Below are 16504 nucleotides of genomic sequence, written 5' to 3' on the forward strand. Positions count from 1 at the left end.
CCCGAAACGCCGACCCGGCGTGAGATGGCCGCGCGCAAGGGACGGCTCGCGCCGCCCCTGTCGCGCCGGCAATATGGCGAGCTTCCGCTGTGAAGGAAAACTGAAAAAACTTGTCCACGCGACTCAAAAAATTGCGCTGCAACAGAGGGCCCGCCCGTGGCCGCCGACGACCGGTTTCCCGGGGCGCGCTCGGGCTGCCGCGTGGGGCCGCGTCATCAAACTGATACGGGAATCCGGTTTGGCTCCGGCACGACGCGTCTGCCCGGAGATCCCCGTGAGCGAAGACAACGAGAAGGCGATCCGTGTCCGGACGCTCTTCCTGTCCGACATGCACCTGGGCACCAAGGGCTGCCAGGCCGCCCTGCTGCTCGACTTCCTGCGCGACTACGATGCCGACGAGATCTACCTCGTCGGCGACATCGTCGACGGATGGCAACTGAAGTCGGGCTGGTACTGGCCCCAGAGCCACAACGACGTGGTGCAGAAGCTGCTGCGCAAGGTCCGCAAGGGCACGAGCCTGATCTACGTGCCCGGCAACCACGACGAGTTCCTGCGCGACTACCTCGGCGCGCACTTCGGCGGCATCGAGGTCGCCGACCAGCGCGTGCATGTGGCCGCCGACGGCAAACGCTACCTCGTCATCCACGGCGACCAGTTCGACATGGTGGTGCGCCACGCCAAGTGGCTCGCCTACCTCGGCGATGGCGCCTACACGGCGGCGCTCTTCATCAACACGCACCTCAACACCGTGCGCCGCCGCCTCGGTCTGGCCTATTGGTCGCTCTCGGCCTGGGCCAAGCTGAGGGTGAAGAACGCCGTCAACTTCATCGGCAAGTTCGAGGAGCTGCTCGCGGCGGAAGCCAAGCGCGTCGGGGCGGACGGGGTCATCTGCGGCCATATCCACCACGCCGCCAACCGGCAGATCGACGGGCTGACCTACCTCAACACCGGCGACTGGGTGGAATCCTGCACGGCCATCGTCGAGCATTACGACGGCACGATGGAGGTGCTGCATTATCCCAGTGTCCTGCGCGCCCGCGAGGCCGCCTCCGCGGTGACCATCGCGGTCGACAGGGGCGGGGCGCGGGCCGTCGCGTGAGGCTGCTCATCGCCACCGATGCCTGGCACCCCCAGGTCAACGGCGTCGTGCGCTCCCTCGAGCACATGGCCGCGGCGGGACACGCCTTCGGCTTCGAGACGATCTTCCTCACCCACGAGAACTTCGCGTCCCTGCCGCTGCCCGGCTACCCCGAGATCAGGCTCGCCTATGCGACCCGCACGAAGGTCGCCCGGCTGTGGTCGCAGTTCGCGCCGACCCATGTCCACATCGCCACCGAGGGGACGGTGGGCTACGCTACGCGCCGCCTCTGCCTGGCGCAGGGGCGGCCCTTCACGACGAGCTACCACACCCGCTTTCCCGAATACCTCTCCGCCCGACTGCCGGTGCCGGAAGCCTGGAGCTATGCCTGGCTGCGACGTTTCCACGATGCCGCCAATGGCACCATGGTCAGCACGCCGTCCCTGGAGCAGGATCTCTCCGCGCGGGGCTTCACGCGCCTGATGCGCTGGACGCGCGGTGTCGACACTGACCTGTTCCGGCCTCAGGAGAGCGACGCGCTGGCCGGCCTGCCGCGCCCCGTCTTCCTCTTCGTGGGCCGTGTCGCCGTCGAGAAGAACATCGCGGCCTTCCTCGACCTCGATCTGCCTGGCAGCAAGGTCGTGGTCGGCGACGGTCCAGACCGCGCCAGGCTGGCCTCGCTCTACCCGGCCGCCCGCTTCCTTGGGATGCGGACCGGCGCCGGCCTCGCCGCGGTCTACGCCGCCGCCGATGTCTTCGTGTTCCCGAGCCTCACCGACACCTTCGGCATCGTGCTCCTGGAGGCTCTGGCCTCCGGCGTGCCCGTGGCCGCCTACCCGGTCACCGGCCCCCTCGACGTGATCGGCGGCACCGACGCCGGCGTGCTCGACGCGGATCTGCGCAAGGCGGCCCTGGCGGCCCTCGACATCCCGCGCAAGACCTGCCGGACGGAGGCCTTGCGCTACACCTGGACCGAGAGCGCGCGGCAGTTCTTCGGCAACATCGAGCGCGCCCACGGGCTGCCCGCGCGACGGCGCGAGCGCGTCGCGCCCGCCGTTGTCGGTTCGGTCGAGCCCCGTTAGACGATCCCTGTCCCTGCCGGACGAGCGGTTCGGCCCCGGGGCTCGTTCTTCGCGCGACGGTTCTCATGCCTCCCTTCGATCCCGCGTCGCCCGGCCGCTATCCCGCCGTCGTCGGCTGCGACGAGGTCGGGCGCGGGGCCCTGTGCGGGCCAGTGGTGGTGGCGGCGGTCTGGTTCGATCCCGCCGCGATCCCGCCGTCGGTGCTGGGACGCCTGGACGACAGCAAGCGCCTCGACCGCGCGACCCGCGAGGCGCTGGCGCCGGAGATCCGGGCCTGCGCGCGTATCGCGCTGGCCGCCGGCTCCCGCGCCCTCGTCGACCGGATCAACGTGCGCGCCGCCACGCTCGACGCCATGCGCCGCGCCGTCGTCGGTCTCGGCCTCGACGGCCCCGTGATGGTGGACGGCCGCGATCCCATCCCGGGGCTCGACCGGCCCTGCACGGCGATCGTCGGAGGCGACCGGCTGGTGCCCCAGATCGCCGCCGCCTCCATCCTGGCCAAGACGGTGCGCGACGCCCTGATGCGGGCCCTGGCCGTCCGCTACCCGTCCTATGGCTGGGACAGCAACGTCGGCTACGGCACCCGCACCCATCTGGCGGGCCTCGCCAGCCTCGGGCGCACCCCACACCACCGCATCAGTTTCACCCGCCGCTACGCTCAGCTCCCCGGTGTCACAGCAGGCTGAGCTGGGCGCCGTCGCGGGAGGGTCTGACGAACAGGTCGGTCCGCAGCGGGACGCGGGTCTCGCGGTAGCCCAAGCGTTTTCGCGCGAGCCGCATCCGCTCCGCGATCAGCTCGGCATAGGGACCGGCACCGGTCATGCGCCGGCCGAAGGCGGCGTCGTAGGCCTTGCCGCCGCGCGCCTGGCGGACCTGGGACATCACGTGCCGCTTCTTGCCGGGGTAATGCGCACTCAACCAGTCGCCGACGAGGTCGTCGAGTTCGAGCGGCAGGCGCAGCAGGACGTGACGGGCTTCCATCGCGCCGCAGTCCCGCGCCCGCGCCAGGATCGCCTCGATGTCGTGGTCGTTGAGCGAGGGGATGATCGGCGCCACCATGACGAGAACCGGAATGCCGGCCGCCGTCAGTTGCCGGATCGCGTCGAGGCGCCGTTCCGGATGCGGTGCGCGCGGCTCCATCCGGCGGGCCAGGGCCGGATCGAGGGTCGTCACCGACATCGCCACCTTCACGAGGCCCATCGCGGCCATGTCCGACAGGATGTCGATGTCGCGGGTGACGAGATTCGATTTCGTGACGATACCCACAAGATGCCGGGCGCGCGCCAGCACCTCCAGCACCTGCCGGGTCAGGCGGTGCGTCCGTTCGATCGGCTGGTAGGGGTCGGTGGCGGTTCCCAGCGCGATGGTGGCCGGGCGGTAGCCGGGGGCCGCGAGCTCGCGCTCCAGCAGCCGGGCCGCATCCGGCTTGGTGAACAGCCGCGTCTCGAAGTCGAGCCCCGGCGAGAGGCCGACGTAGGCGTGGTTGGGCCGCGCGAAGCAGTAGACGCAACCGTGCTCGCAGCCACGATAGGGGTTGATCGACCGGTCGAAGGCGATGTCGGGCGAGGTGTTGCGGGTGATGATGCTGCGCGCGGCCTCCGGCAGGACCTCGGTACGCAGGACTTCGGCGCGCAGGACTTCGGCGCGCGGGGCGGACGGGGCCTCGTCGCCACCCCAGCCGTCGTCGAAGGCCTCGTGCCGGGCCGCCTCGTAGCGTCCGTCCGGATTGACCGTGGCGCCGCACCCCTTGAACGTACGCGCCGCCGCCGTCATCGCTCCGACCAGACCGCGAGCTCGGTTCCGGCCGGATCGCGGAAATGGAACCGCCGCCCACCCGGAAAGGCGAAGATCGGCCTCACGATGAGGCCGCCGGCCGCCTCGACCCGCACCCGCATGGCTTCGAGATCCGTCGCATAGAGGACGGCGAGCGGCACGCGGGTCCCCTTCTGCGGATCGCCATCGAAGCCACCCTCCAGCCCCTCGTCAAAGGCGCAATAGGCGGGTCCGTAGTCGACGAAGGTCCACCCGAACGCTTGCGCGTAGAACGCCTTCACGGGTCCGAGCGTCCCGCCGGGCAGTTCCAGATAATCGATCTTGCCGTCCTCGCGCATGGTCGTCCTCCGCAGTCCCGTGATCGAGCATCGGCCGACACAGAGAACATAGCAAGAACGTCAGATCGGCGATTCTGCACGGATTTCGGGCAATTCCCGCGAATGGTCCCGACAACCCCGATTCCGATGTGCCTGGTGTGGAGCGACCGCTTGGCGACCCGCCAAAATGCGGTATGGGCGCGCATGATTTCAGGCTTGATCCATGTCGCCAGACCCGGTGACGCGCTTGCCGTCGATCGCCTCGCGGATTCGCTGGCCGCCCTCGTGGCGGGCGTGGCGGCCGGGCTCGTGGGTGATGCGGTGATCGTCGTGCCGACCTCCACCGAGGCCATCGAGGCCGTGGCGGAGGCCACAGGGGCCACCCTGGTGGTGCGCACCCGCGGCGCAAGCCCCTGGACGGCGGGTGCCAGGATAGCGCGGCGCGAGTGGGTGCTGTGCCTGGAGGCCGGCGACGTCCTCGCGGAAGGCTGGATCCGCACCCTCGACCGGTTCATCGGCATGGCCCGGCCCGACGTCGCTCTGGGCAGGCTGCGGCGACCTCACACCCGGCTTCCGATCCGTCTGGCCGCCCGCGGTGAGGCGGTGGTCGGCGTCAGCCGGCCGCGCCCGGGCGATCTCGTCCGACGCGACCGTCTGCTCGCCGAGCCCACCTTCTCGCCGCGCCTGCGTCCACGCCGGCTCTCCGCGCGGATCGATCGGCCCTGAGCGGGGTCAGACGCTGACGGTGGCCCCCCGGCGCAGATGTTCGTCGAGGCGCGGCATGATCTCGACGAAGTTGCAGGGGCGATGCCGGTAGTCGAGTTGGGCGGCCAGGATGCCGTCCCAGGCGTCCCGGCAGGCGCCGGGGGAGCCCGGCAGTACGAAGATGTAGGTGGCCCCGGCGACACCGGCGGTGGCGCGCGACTGCAGCGTCGAGGTTCCGATCTTGTCGTAGGAGATGCGGTGGAACACCGCCGAGAAGCCGTCCATCCGTTTCTCGAACAGTGGCTCGAGGGCTTCCGGGGTGACGTCACGGCCGGTGAAGCCGGTACCGCCGGTGGTGAGAACCACGTCGATGCCCGGGTCCCGCACCCATTCCTCGACCCGCGCCCGGATCGCCGGGACCTCGTCGGGGACGATCCCGCGGGCGGCGAGGCGATGACCGGCCGCGGTCAACCGCTCCGTGAGGAGATCGCCGGAGCGGTCGTCCTCGGCCGTCCGTGTGTCCGAGACGGTGAGCACGGCGATGGCCAGGGGAACGAAGGTGCGGGTCTTGTCGGAGGCGACCATGGGACGGTGTCCTCGAAGGAAGAAAGGCCGTGCCGGACCGGCATGACGGCCGCAATGGAATGGACCGCCGCCAGCGGATCTCCCCCGCCGGGTCGCGTTCTCAGTTCGCGGCGGCGCGGAAGGTGTCGCAGGAGCGGGTCTGGCCGCTCTTGTAGCCGGTCATGAACCACCGCATCCGCTGCGCCGACGAACCGTGCGTGAAGGAATCGGGCACGGCATAACCCTGCGACTGCTTCTGCAGCTTGTCGTCGCCGATGGCGCTGGCCGCCTGCATCGCCTCCTCGATGTCGCCGGGCTCGAGCGAATTGAAGCGGTCGTTCGAGTTCTTGGCCCAGACGCCGGCGAGGCAATCGGCCATCAGCTCGACGCGAACCGATAGCTTGTTGCTCTCGACCTGACCCGCCGCCTGCTGGCGGGACTGGACCTTGCCGAGGATTCCGAGCTCGCCCTGGATGTGGTGACCGACCTCGTGGGCGATGACGTAGGCGTAGGCGAAGTCGCCCTTCACGCCGAACTTCGTCTCCATCTCCTTGAAGAAGGTCGTGTCGAGATAGACCTTCTTGTCCAGCGGACAGTAGAACGGGCCCATCGCCGCCTTGGCCGAACCGCAGCCGCTGCGGGTGCCACCGGTGTAGAGCACCATCCCGGTCGGCCGGTATTGCTTGCCGGTCTGGTTGGGCAGGATCTCCTTCCAGACGTCCTCGGTATTGCCTAGGATGGCGGCGGCGAAGCGCCCGGCATCGTCGGCGGGCTTGGTGCCGCGCCTGGCCTGGGTCTGAGGGTCGACCTGTTCCTGACGCGGCGCGCCGCCGCCCATCATCTGCTCGGCGCCGCCGATCAGGACGGCGGGGTTGATGCCGGTGACCCAGCCGATGATGCAAAGGATGACGATGGCGCCGATGCCGAGCCCGCCGGCACCGCCGCCCGGAAAGCCGCCGCCGCCACCCTCGCCGCGGCGGTCCTCGACGTTGTCCGACGAGCGAAAATCTTCCCAGCGCATGTCGAGGCTACCACCTGTGTCCGGACGTCTGGTCGGGCCGGCGTCGCACGGAGTAATTCCCGCGCGAGCGTGACGGTTCCGTCGGCCCTCGCCCTAGCGGGCTCAGGCCTTGCCGTCGAGGGCGTTGCGCAGCAGGCGGAAGTCGCGCCACGCGAGCCGCTTCTGCAGCGGCTGGCGCAGCAGATAGGCCGGATGGAGGGTCGCCAGGGCGCGGATCTCACGCTGGCCCACCCGGTAGGGATAGAAGCGGCCACGCGCCTTGAGGATGCCGTCCTTAGTCCCCGTCAGCGCCTGCGTGGCCGGGCTGCCGAGGCAGACGATCAGGTCGGGATCGGCCAGCTCGATCTGACGCTCGATGAAGGGCCGGCAGATCGCCACCTCCTGCGGTGTCGGGTTGCGGTTCCCCGGCGGCCGCCACGGCACGATGTTGGTGACGTAGGCGCGGGTCCGATCGAGGCCGATCGCCGCCATCATCCGGTCGAGGAGCTGGCCCGAGCGGCCCATGAACGGCTTGCCGATCCGGTCCTCATCGGCGCCGGGCGCCTCGCCGACGAACATCAGCTTCGCGGCGGGGTTGCCGTCGGCGAAGACGAGGTTCTTGGCTGTGAATTTCAGCGGGCATCCGTCGAAGGTGGCGAGCAGGGCTTCAAGGTCGGCCAGCGTCGCGCAATCCTTGGCCTTCGCCCGCGCATCGCCGGCCGCCGCCTCGGGCATGGCGGATGCCGACCGGCCGAACGTCTGCTGCCGTGGCGGATCGACCGGCGTCCCCCGGTCGGGCAGCGGCTGCCTTTGCGGGGCGGGCCGCTCGACATCCCTCCGCTCGAGGCGCGGCGCGGGGATCGGATCGACTTCGGCGAAACGGTCGTGCGGACGCTCGTCGAGGGCCAGATCGACCCCCGCCTCGGTGTAGAAGTCGAGACAGGCGGTCAGGTCGCGCCGTTCGTCGTGGGCCTCGGTCATGGCATCCTATCTGGCGCCCACCGCGGCTGTGGACAACCGCCGGCCTGTGAGGCGGGCGCCGTAGACTGGTCTTTTGTACGCCACTCCTGCGACGGTTGAGAAGGCGACGACCGACTTGCCATTGCACCCTGGAATGGGTTGAGAGTGAGGGACGAAGGGCGCGGTGGCCGCAACGGTCCCGAGCGTCGCGACCAAGAGACCATTGGGCAAGGAACATCGGGAATGGCGCTGCCGGAACGCGAGGGGATGGATTTCGACGTGGTGATCGTGGGCGCGGGGCCGGCCGGGCTCGCCGCCGCCATTCGCCTCAAGCAGCTCTCCGCCGAGACCGGGAACGAGATCAGCATCGTCGTCGTCGAGAAGGGCTCGGAAGTCGGGGCGCACATCCTGTCGGGCGCCGTCGTGGATCCGCTCGGCCTCGACCGGCTGATGCCGGAGTGGCGCGACGATCCCGAGCGGCCGCTCAAGACCGCGGTCGAGCGCGACGAGTTCATGATGCTCACCAAGAACAGCGGCGTGACGATGCCGAACCTGTTCTTTCCCAAGTTCATGAGCAACCACGGCAACTTCGTCGGCTCGCTCTCCAACGTCACGAAGTACCTCGGCGCCAAGGCCGAGGCCCTCGGCGTCGAGGTCTATCCGGGCTTCCCGGCGTCAGAGGTGCTGTTCGACGACCGCGGGGCGGTGGTGGGCATCGCCACCGGCGACCTCGGCATCGGCAAGTCCGGCGAGCCGCGCGACGACTACACCCGCGGCATGGAGCTGCGCGGCAAGTACACGGTCTTCGGCGAGGGCGCGCGCGGTTCGCTCACCAAGTCGCTGATCGCCCGGTTCGACCTCGCCGCCCGGAGCGACCACCCGAAATACGGTCTGGGCGTGAAGGAGCTCTGGCAGCTCAGCCCCGACACATTCCAGCCCGGCCTCGTCCAGCACACCATGGGTTGGCCTTTGCCCAACAAGGCCGGCGGCGGCTCCTGGCTCTACCATTTCGACGACCACCTGCTCTCCGTGGGCTTCGTCACGCACCTGAACTACGAGAACCCGACCCTGTCGCCGTTCGAGGAGTTCCAGCGCTTCAAGACCCACCCGATGATCCGCGAGGTGTTCGAGGGCGCCAAGCGCATCGGCTACGGGGCCCGCGCCATCATGGAGGGCGGCTGGCAGTCGGTGCCCAAGCTCGTGTTCCCGGGCGGCTGCCTGGTGGGCGATTCCGCCGGCTTCGTGAACGTGCCCCGCATCAAGGGCTCGCACAACGCCGTGCTCTCGGGGATGCAGGCGGCGACGGCCATCGCCGCGGCGCTGGCCGCAGGCCGCCGGGGCGACGAGCTCACCGACTACGACACCGGCTGGCGCGACAGCGACATCGGCCGCGACCTGAAGCCGGTGCGCAACGTCAAGCCGCTGTGGTCGCGCTACGGCACCCTCGTCGGCGTCGGCCTCGGCGGCCTCGACATGTGGGCCAACACGATCTTCGGGGCCTCGCCCTTCGGCACCCTGGCGCACGGCAAGCCCGACCACGCCTGCACCAAGCCGATCGCCGAGGTGACGCCGATCGTCTACCCGAAGCCCGACGGCGTGCTGACCTTCGACCGCCTGTCCTCGGTCTACCTCTCGAACACCAACCACGAGGAGGACCAGCCGCCCCACCTCACCATCGGCGACATCGGCCTCCAGAAGAGTTCGGAGCACGACGTCTACGGCGGTCCCTCGGCGCGCTACTGCCCGGCCGGGGTCTACGAATGGGTGGCGGAGGCCGCGGCCTCGCAGGGCGTGCGCTACCAGATCAACGCCCAGAACTGCGTCCACTGCAAGACCTGCGACATCAAGGACCCCAACCAGAACATCAACTGGGTCACGCCCGAGGGGCCGGGCGGGCCGAACTACCCCAACATGTAATGGTGGGCGGTGGCGCCTTCTCGCGCGCCATCCTTTCGCCTCGCCGTGCTGGCGGGAAGACGGTGCCGCTCTGGCCGGAAGATGGCCTTGCGGCCCTGGCGGGAAGAGTCCAGTCTCCGCCGCCATTCCCCGCCGGTCCCTCAGGGCCGGCGCCGCTAACCGTGACCGGTGCCCATGAACGGAAGACCGATGACCGCACGCGCTGCTCGCCGGACGCTGTCCGTCCTCTCGCTCCTCGCATCGGTCGCCGTTGTCGGCGCGCCGGCCCTGGCGATGCAGCCACGGGAATCGGCGCCGATCTCGAGTTTCGAGCCGGCGGAATCCCTCGAAGGCAACTTCCTCTCGGCCTACATCGCGGGGGCCTCCCGCGACACGGCGGCAGCCGCCACCTTCTACCGCGAGGCGCTGAAGGCCGACCCGCGCAATTCCGAACTGCAGGAACGCGCCTTCATCTCGCTGCTCGCCGACGGTGCTCTGCCCGACGCCTTCCGCACGGCCGAGCGCCTGACCGCCCGCGACGGATCGAACGGGCTCGCCCAGCTCGCGCTCGGCGTACGCCAGATCAAGGCCGGCCAGTTCGCCCAGGCCCGCCAGAACTTCGCCCGCAGCGGTCGCGGTGCCGCGGCCGACCTCACCGGCACGCTCCTGTCGGCCTGGGCCTACGCCGGCGCCAACGACGGCAGGCGGGCGCTGGAGACCGTGTCCAAGCTCAAGGGCGAGCGCTACTACAACACCTTCCGCGACTACCACGCCGGCCTGATCGCCAGCGTGGTCGGCGACCAGGCCGAGGCCGAGCGCCGGCTCAAGGCCGCCTACGACGCCGACCACAACACTCTGCGGATCGTCGACGCCTACGGCCGCTTCGAAGCGCAGGCCGGCCGCACCGACCTGGCGATCCAGGCCTACACCGAGTTCGACCAGCTGATGGCCCGCCACCCCATCGTGCGCGACGCCCTCGACCGCCTCAAGGCGGGCAAGCCCCTCGGCCGCCTGATCACCAACGCGCAGGAGGGTGCCGCCGAGGTGCTCTACGGGCTCGGCTCGGCCGGCTCGACCCAGGGCGACGAACTGCCGGCGGTGGTCTACCTGCGCCTCGCCCTCTACCTCGCTCCCGATCACGCCCTGGCCCGCCTGACCCTGGCCGATCTTCTCGACCGGATGAAGCAGACCGAGCGGGCCAACGAGGCCTATGCTCAGATCCCGGCGACCTCGCCGCTGCGGCTCAATGCCGACATCCAGGTCGGCCTGAACCTCGAACAGATGGGCAAGGGCGACGAGGCCCTGGCGCATCTCGACGCGGTCATGAAGGCGCACCCCACCGATATCGACGCGGTGACCGCGCTCGGCAACGTCCAGCGGTCGCGCAAGAAGTACGCGGAGGCCGCGGCCACCTACAGCCGGGCGATCGAACTGATCGGCGACCGGCCGGCGGCGAGCTACTGGACCACCTTCTACTTCCGCGGCACCGCCTACGAGCGGGCCAAGGAATGGTCCAAGGCCGAGGCCGACCTGAAGAAGGCTTTGGAACTGGTGCCGGCCTCCCAGCCCGGCGCCCGCGCGCAGGTGCTCAACTACCTCGCCTATTCCTGGGTCGACCAGAACCTGAACATCGACGAAGCCTTCACCATGCTCAAGCAGGCGGTCGACGCCAGCCCGCGCGACGGCATGATCATCGACAGCCTCGGCTGGGCCTACTTCCGCCTCGGCCGCTGGGACGACGCGGTGCGCGAGCTGGAAAAGGCGATCGAGCTGAAGCCCGGCGACCCCACCATCAACGACCACCTCGGCGATGCCTATTGGCGGGCCGGGCGCCGGCTCGAGGGCAAGTTCCAGTGGCAGCACGCCAAGGACCTGAACCCGGAGCCGGAGGATCTCGAAAAGATCAACGCCAAGCTCAAGGATGGCCTGCCCGAACTCGACAAGCCCGCGGCGACCGCCGAGAATCCTCCGGCCGAGGCCGTGAACCCCGAGCTACCCAAGGGTGCTCCCGCTCCGAGCGAGCCTCCGGGAGCGGCCGACAAGAAGAGCGGCGGCTGAAGCTCCGCCCGGCTTGACCTCGTCGCGGGCGTCCGGCCATAGCCGGGCGCCCGGCGGCGTCGCCGTCCTCGATCCTCCGAGTGCCCGTGTCCCGTCTCGTCACCCGTGCTCCGGCGAAGGTCAATCTGACCCTCCACGTCCTCGGTCGCCGCGAGGGGGACGGATATCACGAGCTCGAGAGCCTGGTCGCCTTCACGGGGGCCGGCGATACGCTGAGCCTCGATCCCGGCCCGGAGCTCGCGCTGACCGTCTCCGGCCCGACCGCGGGGCCCGCGGGGCCCCTCGACGACAACCTGGTGATCCGGGCGGCCCGTCATCTCGCCGAGGCCGTTCCGGGCTTGCGCTGGGGGGCGTTCTACCTCGTGAAGCGGCTGCCGGTCGCCGCCGGCATCGGCGGCGGCTCCTCCGACGCCGCCGCCGCGTTGCGGCTGCTCGCCGGCCTCAACGATCTGGCCCTGACCGACCCCGCCGTGCGGCTGGCCGCCGGACGGACCGGTGCCGACGTTCCCGTGTGCCTCGAGCCGACGGCCCGGATGATGCGCGGGGCCGGCGAGACCGTGAGCGACGCCCTCCGCCTGGCCCCCCTCCCCGCGGTCCTCATCAATCCCGGCGTCCCGGTGGCGACGGCCCCGGTGTTCCGTGCCCTTGGCCTCACGGTCGGGGCCCGCAACGAGGGTGCGCCTCACCCCGTCCTCGTCGCTGATGCAGGCGTGGATGCGACCCTCGCCGTCCTCGCACCGGCCCGCAACGACCTGGAGGCGCCCGCCCTCACCGTGGCCCCGGTCATCGGCGACGCGCTCCGCGCCCTGCGCGACGAGCCCGGCTGCCGGCTCGCGCGCATGTCGGGTTCGGGCGCGACGGTCTTCGGCGTGTTCGCCGATCGCCGTGCAGCGGTTCGCGCCGCCGCGCGGATACGCTCGCGGCAGCCGGAATGGTGGATCATATCGGCGTTACTGCGTTGACGGCGGTCGGATCCTTCGCGTCCTCCCGACTATCGCTCCATCGAGACTGATATCCGTCGCCGCCGGACTGTACGACGTGCCTCCGGCATTCGATGAAGGAAGGGCCGGCCCTCGTTTACGCTCGCGAAAGAGTCCGCTGCCTAAGACTGGGGCAACAGGAGCGACGAATGAGCGACGATCGATCTGCCTCGTGGGCCGAGGGGGAAGCGCGGGAGCTCCTGTCGCTGATGATGATCGGCGTCTGTGTCTGGATCGTCGGTACGCAGCTCGGGGTCTTCAAGATCCTGCTCGAATTCACGGCGCTGCACGGGCTCGAACATCTCCTGATGCTCGCCATCTGCATGTCCCTCGGGATCGGGGTGGCAGCCGTGCGCAAGTCGTTCAAGCTGCGTCGCGTGATGGAGGCGCGCGACGGCGCCCAGGCGCAGGCGGAGTCGGTGGCCCGCCACGACGTCCTCACCGGACTGGCCAACCGCCGTCTCTTCAAGGAGACCCTTGATGCCCGCCTCGCCTCCGCAGAGGGCATTCCGAGCATCGCCGTCATCCAGATCGACCTCGATCGCTTCAAGCCCGTCAACGACGTCCATGGCCATGCCGCCGGCGACGCCGTGCTCTGCGCCGTGGCCGACCGGCTGCGCGGGCTCCTGCCCCCCGGCAACACCGCGGCGCGGCTCGGTGGGGACGAGTTCGCGCTGCTGTTCGACTACGGCGCCGACACCGAATCGGTGAGCCGGCTCGCCCAGCAGATCATCACCAGCCTTTCGCAGCCGATCCCGTGGGGCGCAGGCCGCCTGGAGATCGGCGCCACCATCGGCATCGCCCTGGCGAGCGTCGAGACCGTCACGTCGGAGACCCTGCTGCATGCGGCCGACGTCGCCATGTACCAGGGCAAGCGCGACGGGCGCAGCACCTACCGGTTCTTCCAGCTCGAGATGGGGCACGCCCTCAAGATCCGCGCGCTTCTCGAACAGGACCTGCGCGCCGGCATCGCCCGCGGCGAGATCGAGCCCTTCTACCAGCCGGTGGTGGCGCTGCCGGGCCGCGAGCTGATCGGCTTCGAGGTCCTGGCTCGCTGGCGTCATCCCGAGCACGGCCTGATGAACCCGAGCGACTTCATCACGCTCGCCGAAGAGACCGGCATGATCGCCGACCTGTGCTGGTCGCTGATGCGCCAGGCCTGTCGCGATGCCCGCTCGTGGCCGCAGCACCTCCAGCTCGCCATCAACATCTCGCCGCTGCAGTTGCAGGACAAGCAGATGCCCGAGCGCGTGCTGGCGATCCTGACCGAGACCGGCTTCGCCCCCAGCCGCCTGGAGATCGAGATCACCGAGACGGCCCTCGTCAACGATCTGGAAGCCGCCCGCGTCGCCCTCAAGTCGCTGCAGAACCTCGGCGTGCGCATCGCGCTCGACGATTTCGGAACCGGTTATTCGAGCCTCTATCACCTGCGCGAGCTGCAGTTCGACAAGCTCAAGATCGACCGCAGCTACGTCGCCTCGATCCCGCTGGGTTCGGAACGAGCCAAGCTCGTCGATGCGATCATCGCGCTGGGCTCGAGCCTCGGCCTCCTGACCACGGCCGAGGGGATCGAGACGGCGTCGAGCGTCGACTGGCTCGCAGACCAGGGCTGCACCTACGGCCAGGGCTTCCTGTTCGGAGCGCCCATGGGCAAGTCCGCCACCGATGTCCTCCTGGCCGAATGGTCGGACGAGAGCGGCAAGGTCGTGCTTGACGGGGCGGCCGAGGCCCAGCGTCAGTTGAAGGCCGGCGCGCTAAGGGCGTCCGCCGCCTGACCGGGAAGTCCGGCGCGGGCGGGCCTGCGCAGTCGTGCGATGCCGCCGGCCGCCCGGCTCAGTGCGCCCGCGCGATGCAGAAATCCACGACCTGGAGGAGCGCCGCCTTCATCGGGCCGTTCGGGAACAATGCGAGGGCATCGCGGGCCATGGCGCCGTAGTGGCGGGCGCGCTCGATGGTGTCGTCCAGCGCCCGATGCCGATGCAGGATCGCCAAGGCGGTATCGAGGTCGCCCTCCGCCAGCGCCCCCTGCTCCAGGGTCCGGCGCCAGAACGCCCGCTCCTCGTCGCTGCCGCGCCGGAACGCGAGCACGACCGGCAGGGTGATCTTGCCCTCTCGAAAATCGTCGCCGACGTTCTTGCCCAACGAGGCGCTGGTGCCGCCGTAATCGAGGGCGTCGTCCACGAGCTGGAACGCGATGCCCAGGTTCATCCCGTAGGACCGGCAGGCGGCCTGCTCGGCCCGGGGGCGGTCGGCCAGCACCGGTCCGACTTCGCAGGCGGCGGCGAACAGCTCGGCCGTCTTGGCGCGGATGACGGCGAGGTACTCGTCTTCGCTGGTCTCGGTGTTCTTGGCGGCGGTGAGCTGCATCACCTCGCCCTCGGCGATCACCGTGGCGGCGGCAGAGAGGATATCCAGCGCTCGTAAGCTCCCGACCTCCACCATCATGCGAAAGGCCTGGCCGAGCAGGAAGTCGCCGACCAGCACGCTGGCCTCGTTGCCCCACTTGATCCGCGCCGCCACCCGGCCACGGCGCATGTCGCTCTCGTCGACCACGTCGTCGTGCAGGAGGGTGGCCGTGTGCATGAACTCGACGCTGGCCGCGAGCTTGACCGCGCCCTCGCCGTGGCCGTAGCCGCACAGGTCGGCGGTCGCCAGGGTGAGGATCGGCCGCAGGCGCTTGCCGCCCGACGCGATCAGGTGGTTGGCCACCTCCGGGATCATCGCCACGTCGGAGCCGGTGCGGGACAGGATCGTCGCGTTGACGCGCTCCATGCCCTTGGCCACCAGGGCGACGAGATCGTTCAGGCTCGCTTCCGGATCGGAACGGGCCTCATCGAAGGGAACCACGACACCCAATGGGCCAAGCCTCCATGCTGAGCGGTCGGCGGCGGAGCCCGCGCTCCAACCGTCAGGCTCCCATGGCACGCGGTCCCCGCGCTCGCAACACGCAGCATGCCGCAAGGAAAAAGGCTAAGCTTTTCCCGTGTCGCGGCCCGCGCCAGCCGAGTCGACACGACCGCCGGGGGAGCTTGAGCATGACGGAACTGATCCGCACCAACGACATCGTCCTGATCGGTTTCGCCCAATCCCTCCTCGACGGCGCCGAGATCCCGGTCCTGGTGGCCGACACCCACATGAGCCTGATGGAAGGGTCGATCGGCGCGTTCTCACGGCGCCTGCTCGTGCCCGACGACCTTGCCCTCCAGGCCCGGCGCCTCCTCACGGACGCCGGCCTCGCCCACGAGTTGCGCGCACCGTGACAATGGCGGACCCCGACGCCTGGCTCGGTGGACGCCTGCATCTGCACCAGCCGCCGCCGGGCGCGCATCGGGCCGGAACCGATGCGGTCCTCCTGGCGCATCTCGTGGCGCCGGAGCCGGGCAGCACCGTCTGCGATCTCGGCGCGGGCGCCGGTGCGGTGGGGCTGGCGGTCGCCGCGCTCAATCCCGCGTGCCGGGTCGTCCTGGTGGAACGCGAAGCCACCCTCGTCGAACTGGCCCGCGCCAATGTTGCGTTGAACGGGCTCGGCGACCGCGCCTCCGTCATCGAGGCCGATATCCTGGCCGCCGCGACCGCGCGCCATGCCGCCGGCCTCCTGCCGGGACTGGCCGACCTCGTCGTGACGAACCCGCCCTATTTCGACGAATCGCGGCATCGCCCGTCGCCGGTCGCGGGCAAGCGCGATGCCCACAGCTTCGGCGCCGGTGACCTCGATGGCTGGCTGCGCACCTGCACCGATGTGCTCGGGCCCAAGGGCCGGCTCGGCCTGATCCATCGGGCCGATGCCCTGGAGCATTGCCTGGAGGCCTTGCGCGCCCGCTTCGGCGGTCTCGCCATCCGCCCGGTCCATGCCCGTGCCGACCGGCCCGCGATCCGCATCCTGGTGACGGCGACCAAGGCCAGCCGTGCTCCCACCAGCCTGCTGCCGCCCCTGGTGCTGCAGCAGGCGGACGGCCGCTTCACCCCCGAGGCGCAAGCCCTCCACCGCGGCGCGGGTCTTCCCACGACCTGAGTCTGCGGCGACGCGGGGGCACCCGCGGTCGTCGCCCGCCGTGGTAAGCCGCATCCCGACTCAAGCCCTCGGGAATTCG

16 protein-coding genes are annotated in these 16504 nt (G+C 70.1%); 10 read left to right on the plus strand and 6 right to left on the minus strand.

Annotated features, from left to right (window positions below):
• The first annotated feature begins 274 nt into the window (after positions 1 to 274).
• The 3 genes from ASG59_RS01395 (at position 275) to ASG59_RS01405 (ending at position 2846) form a co-directional block, all read left to right on the plus strand.
• Positions 275 to 1099, plus strand: coding sequence for a UDP-2,3-diacylglucosamine diphosphatase (locus ASG59_RS01395; protein ID WP_055884241.1), 825 nt, complete (start codon positions 275 to 277; stop codon positions 1097 to 1099).
• Positions 1096 to 2160, plus strand: coding sequence for a glycosyltransferase family 1 protein (locus tag ASG59_RS01400; protein ID WP_056284705.1), 1065 nt, complete (start codon positions 1096 to 1098; stop codon positions 2158 to 2160). The genes ASG59_RS01395 and ASG59_RS01400 overlap by 4 nt, the downstream gene beginning before the upstream one ends.
• Before the next feature lie 65 nt (positions 2161 to 2225).
• On the plus strand, positions 2226 to 2846 hold the full coding sequence (locus tag ASG59_RS01405) for a ribonuclease HII (protein ID WP_055884247.1): 621 nt from the start codon (positions 2226 to 2228) through the stop codon (positions 2844 to 2846).
• Here the strand turns inward: ASG59_RS01405 and ASG59_RS01410 are convergent.
• Positions 2833 to 3933 (minus strand): PA0069 family radical SAM protein, encoded by a 1101-nt coding sequence (locus ASG59_RS01410; RefSeq protein WP_056406542.1) that lies wholly within the window; start codon positions 3931 to 3933, stop codon positions 2833 to 2835. The two genes, ASG59_RS01405 and ASG59_RS01410, sit on opposite strands and share 14 nt — an antisense overlap.
• On the minus strand, positions 3930 to 4271 hold the full coding sequence (locus tag ASG59_RS01415) for a VOC family protein (RefSeq protein WP_056406544.1): 342 nt from the start codon (positions 4269 to 4271) through the stop codon (positions 3930 to 3932). Before ASG59_RS01415 ends, ASG59_RS01410 begins: the two co-directional genes overlap by 4 nt.
• 183 nt (positions 4272 to 4454) lie before the next feature.
• On the opposite strand from ASG59_RS01415, the gene ASG59_RS01420 reads away from it, so the two are divergent.
• Positions 4455 to 4976, plus strand: a complete 522-nt coding sequence (locus tag ASG59_RS01420; protein WP_055884252.1) for a hypothetical protein — start codon at positions 4455 to 4457, stop codon at positions 4974 to 4976.
• Positions 4977 to 4982: 6 nt separating this feature from the next.
• Here ASG59_RS01420 and moaB read toward each other — a convergent pair whose 3' ends face one another.
• From moaB to ASG59_RS01435, 3 genes are all read right to left on the minus strand, one after another.
• A complete protein-coding gene (moaB, locus tag ASG59_RS01425; RefSeq protein ID WP_056406545.1) occupies positions 4983 to 5540 on the minus strand; it encodes a molybdenum cofactor biosynthesis protein B in 558 nt (185 codons plus the stop codon).
• Positions 5541 to 5640: 100 nt separating this feature from the next.
• Positions 5641 to 6540: a neutral zinc metallopeptidase gene (locus ASG59_RS01430; RefSeq protein ID WP_055884261.1), complete on the minus strand. Its 900-nt coding sequence runs from the start codon at positions 6538 to 6540 to the stop codon at positions 5641 to 5643.
• Between the two features lie 102 nt (positions 6541 to 6642).
• Complete coding sequence (locus tag ASG59_RS01435) at positions 6643 to 7500, minus strand: uracil-DNA glycosylase (RefSeq protein ID WP_056406547.1); 858 nt, start codon at positions 7498 to 7500, stop codon at positions 6643 to 6645.
• Positions 7501 to 7722: 222 nt separating this feature from the next.
• Between ASG59_RS01435 and ASG59_RS01440 the strand changes: the two genes are divergently transcribed.
• The 4 genes from ASG59_RS01440 to ASG59_RS01455 all read left to right on the plus strand — a co-directional run bounded on the left by ASG59_RS01440 (position 7723) and on the right by ASG59_RS01455 (position 14188).
• Entirely contained in the window at positions 7723 to 9396 is a 1674-nt protein-coding gene (locus tag ASG59_RS01440) for an electron transfer flavoprotein-ubiquinone oxidoreductase (RefSeq protein WP_056406549.1), read from the plus strand.
• 189 nt (positions 9397 to 9585) lie between these two features.
• Complete coding sequence (locus tag ASG59_RS01445; RefSeq protein WP_055884273.1) at positions 9586 to 11433, plus strand: tetratricopeptide repeat protein; 1848 nt, start codon at positions 9586 to 9588, stop codon at positions 11431 to 11433.
• Between the two features lie 86 nt (positions 11434 to 11519).
• Positions 11520 to 12395 carry a 4-(cytidine 5'-diphospho)-2-C-methyl-D-erythritol kinase gene (locus ASG59_RS01450; protein ID WP_056406707.1) on the plus strand — a complete coding sequence of 292 codons (876 nt, stop codon included), beginning with the start codon at positions 11520 to 11522 and terminating at the stop codon, positions 12393 to 12395.
• A gap of 167 nt (positions 12396 to 12562) precedes the next feature.
• Positions 12563 to 14188 carry an EAL domain-containing protein gene (locus ASG59_RS01455; RefSeq protein WP_055884276.1) on the plus strand — a complete coding sequence of 542 codons (1626 nt, stop codon included), beginning with the start codon at positions 12563 to 12565 and terminating at the stop codon, positions 14186 to 14188.
• Between the two features lie 58 nt (positions 14189 to 14246).
• Here the strand turns inward: ASG59_RS01455 and ASG59_RS01460 are convergent, their stop codons facing one another.
• Positions 14247 to 15269 (minus strand): polyprenyl synthetase family protein, encoded by a 1023-nt coding sequence (locus ASG59_RS01460; protein ID WP_055884278.1) that lies wholly within the window; start codon positions 15267 to 15269, stop codon positions 14247 to 14249.
• A 179-nt stretch (positions 15270 to 15448) separates the two neighbouring features.
• Here ASG59_RS01460 and ASG59_RS01465 point away from each other — a divergent pair, with 179 nt between their 5' ends.
• Positions 15449 to 15673, plus strand: a complete 225-nt coding sequence (locus tag ASG59_RS01465) for a DUF2007 domain-containing protein (protein WP_055884281.1) — start codon at positions 15449 to 15451, stop codon at positions 15671 to 15673.
• Positions 15674 to 15675: 2 nt separating this feature from the next.
• Positions 15676 to 16425 (plus strand): methyltransferase, encoded by a 750-nt coding sequence (locus ASG59_RS01470; RefSeq protein WP_056406550.1) that lies wholly within the window; start codon positions 15676 to 15678, stop codon positions 16423 to 16425.
• Positions 16426 to 16504: the final 79 nt, after the last annotated feature.

It is taken from the genome of Methylobacterium sp. Leaf466 (assembly GCF_001425565.1).
In the GTDB taxonomy this organism is placed as follows: Bacteria; Pseudomonadota; Alphaproteobacteria; order Rhizobiales; family Beijerinckiaceae; genus Methylobacterium.

Excerpts from the sequence above, each read along its gene's own strand:
- ASG59_RS01455 (WP_055884276.1), top strand. The coding sequence starts at position 12,563 with ATGAGCGACGATCGATCTGCCTCGTGGGCCGAGGGGGAAGCGCGGGAG.
- ASG59_RS01445 (WP_055884273.1), top strand. The coding sequence starts at position 9,586 with ATGACCGCACGCGCTGCTCGCCGGACGCTGTCCGTCCTCTCGCTCCTC.
- ASG59_RS01470 (WP_056406550.1), top strand. The coding sequence starts at position 15,676 with ATGGCGGACCCCGACGCCTGGCTCGGTGGACGCCTGCATCTGCACCAG.
- ASG59_RS01465 (WP_055884281.1), top strand. The coding sequence starts at position 15,449 with ATGACGGAACTGATCCGCACCAACGACATCGTCCTGATCGGTTTCGCC.
- ASG59_RS01435 (WP_056406547.1), bottom strand. The coding sequence starts at position 7,500 with ATGACCGAGGCCCACGACGAACGGCGCGACCTGACCGCCTGTCTCGAC.
- ASG59_RS01405 (WP_055884247.1), top strand. The coding sequence starts at position 2,226 with ATGCCTCCCTTCGATCCCGCGTCGCCCGGCCGCTATCCCGCCGTCGTC.
- ASG59_RS01410 (WP_056406542.1), bottom strand. The coding sequence starts at position 3,933 with ATGACGGCGGCGGCGCGTACGTTCAAGGGGTGCGGCGCCACGGTCAAT.
- ASG59_RS01415 (WP_056406544.1), bottom strand. The coding sequence starts at position 4,271 with ATGCGCGAGGACGGCAAGATCGATTATCTGGAACTGCCCGGCGGGACG.
- ASG59_RS01440 (WP_056406549.1), top strand. The coding sequence starts at position 7,723 with ATGGCGCTGCCGGAACGCGAGGGGATGGATTTCGACGTGGTGATCGTG.
- moaB (WP_056406545.1), bottom strand. The coding sequence starts at position 5,540 with ATGGTCGCCTCCGACAAGACCCGCACCTTCGTTCCCCTGGCCATCGCC.
- ASG59_RS01420 (WP_055884252.1), top strand. The coding sequence starts at position 4,455 with ATGATTTCAGGCTTGATCCATGTCGCCAGACCCGGTGACGCGCTTGCC.
- ASG59_RS01430 (WP_055884261.1), bottom strand. The coding sequence starts at position 6,540 with ATGCGCTGGGAAGATTTTCGCTCGTCGGACAACGTCGAGGACCGCCGC.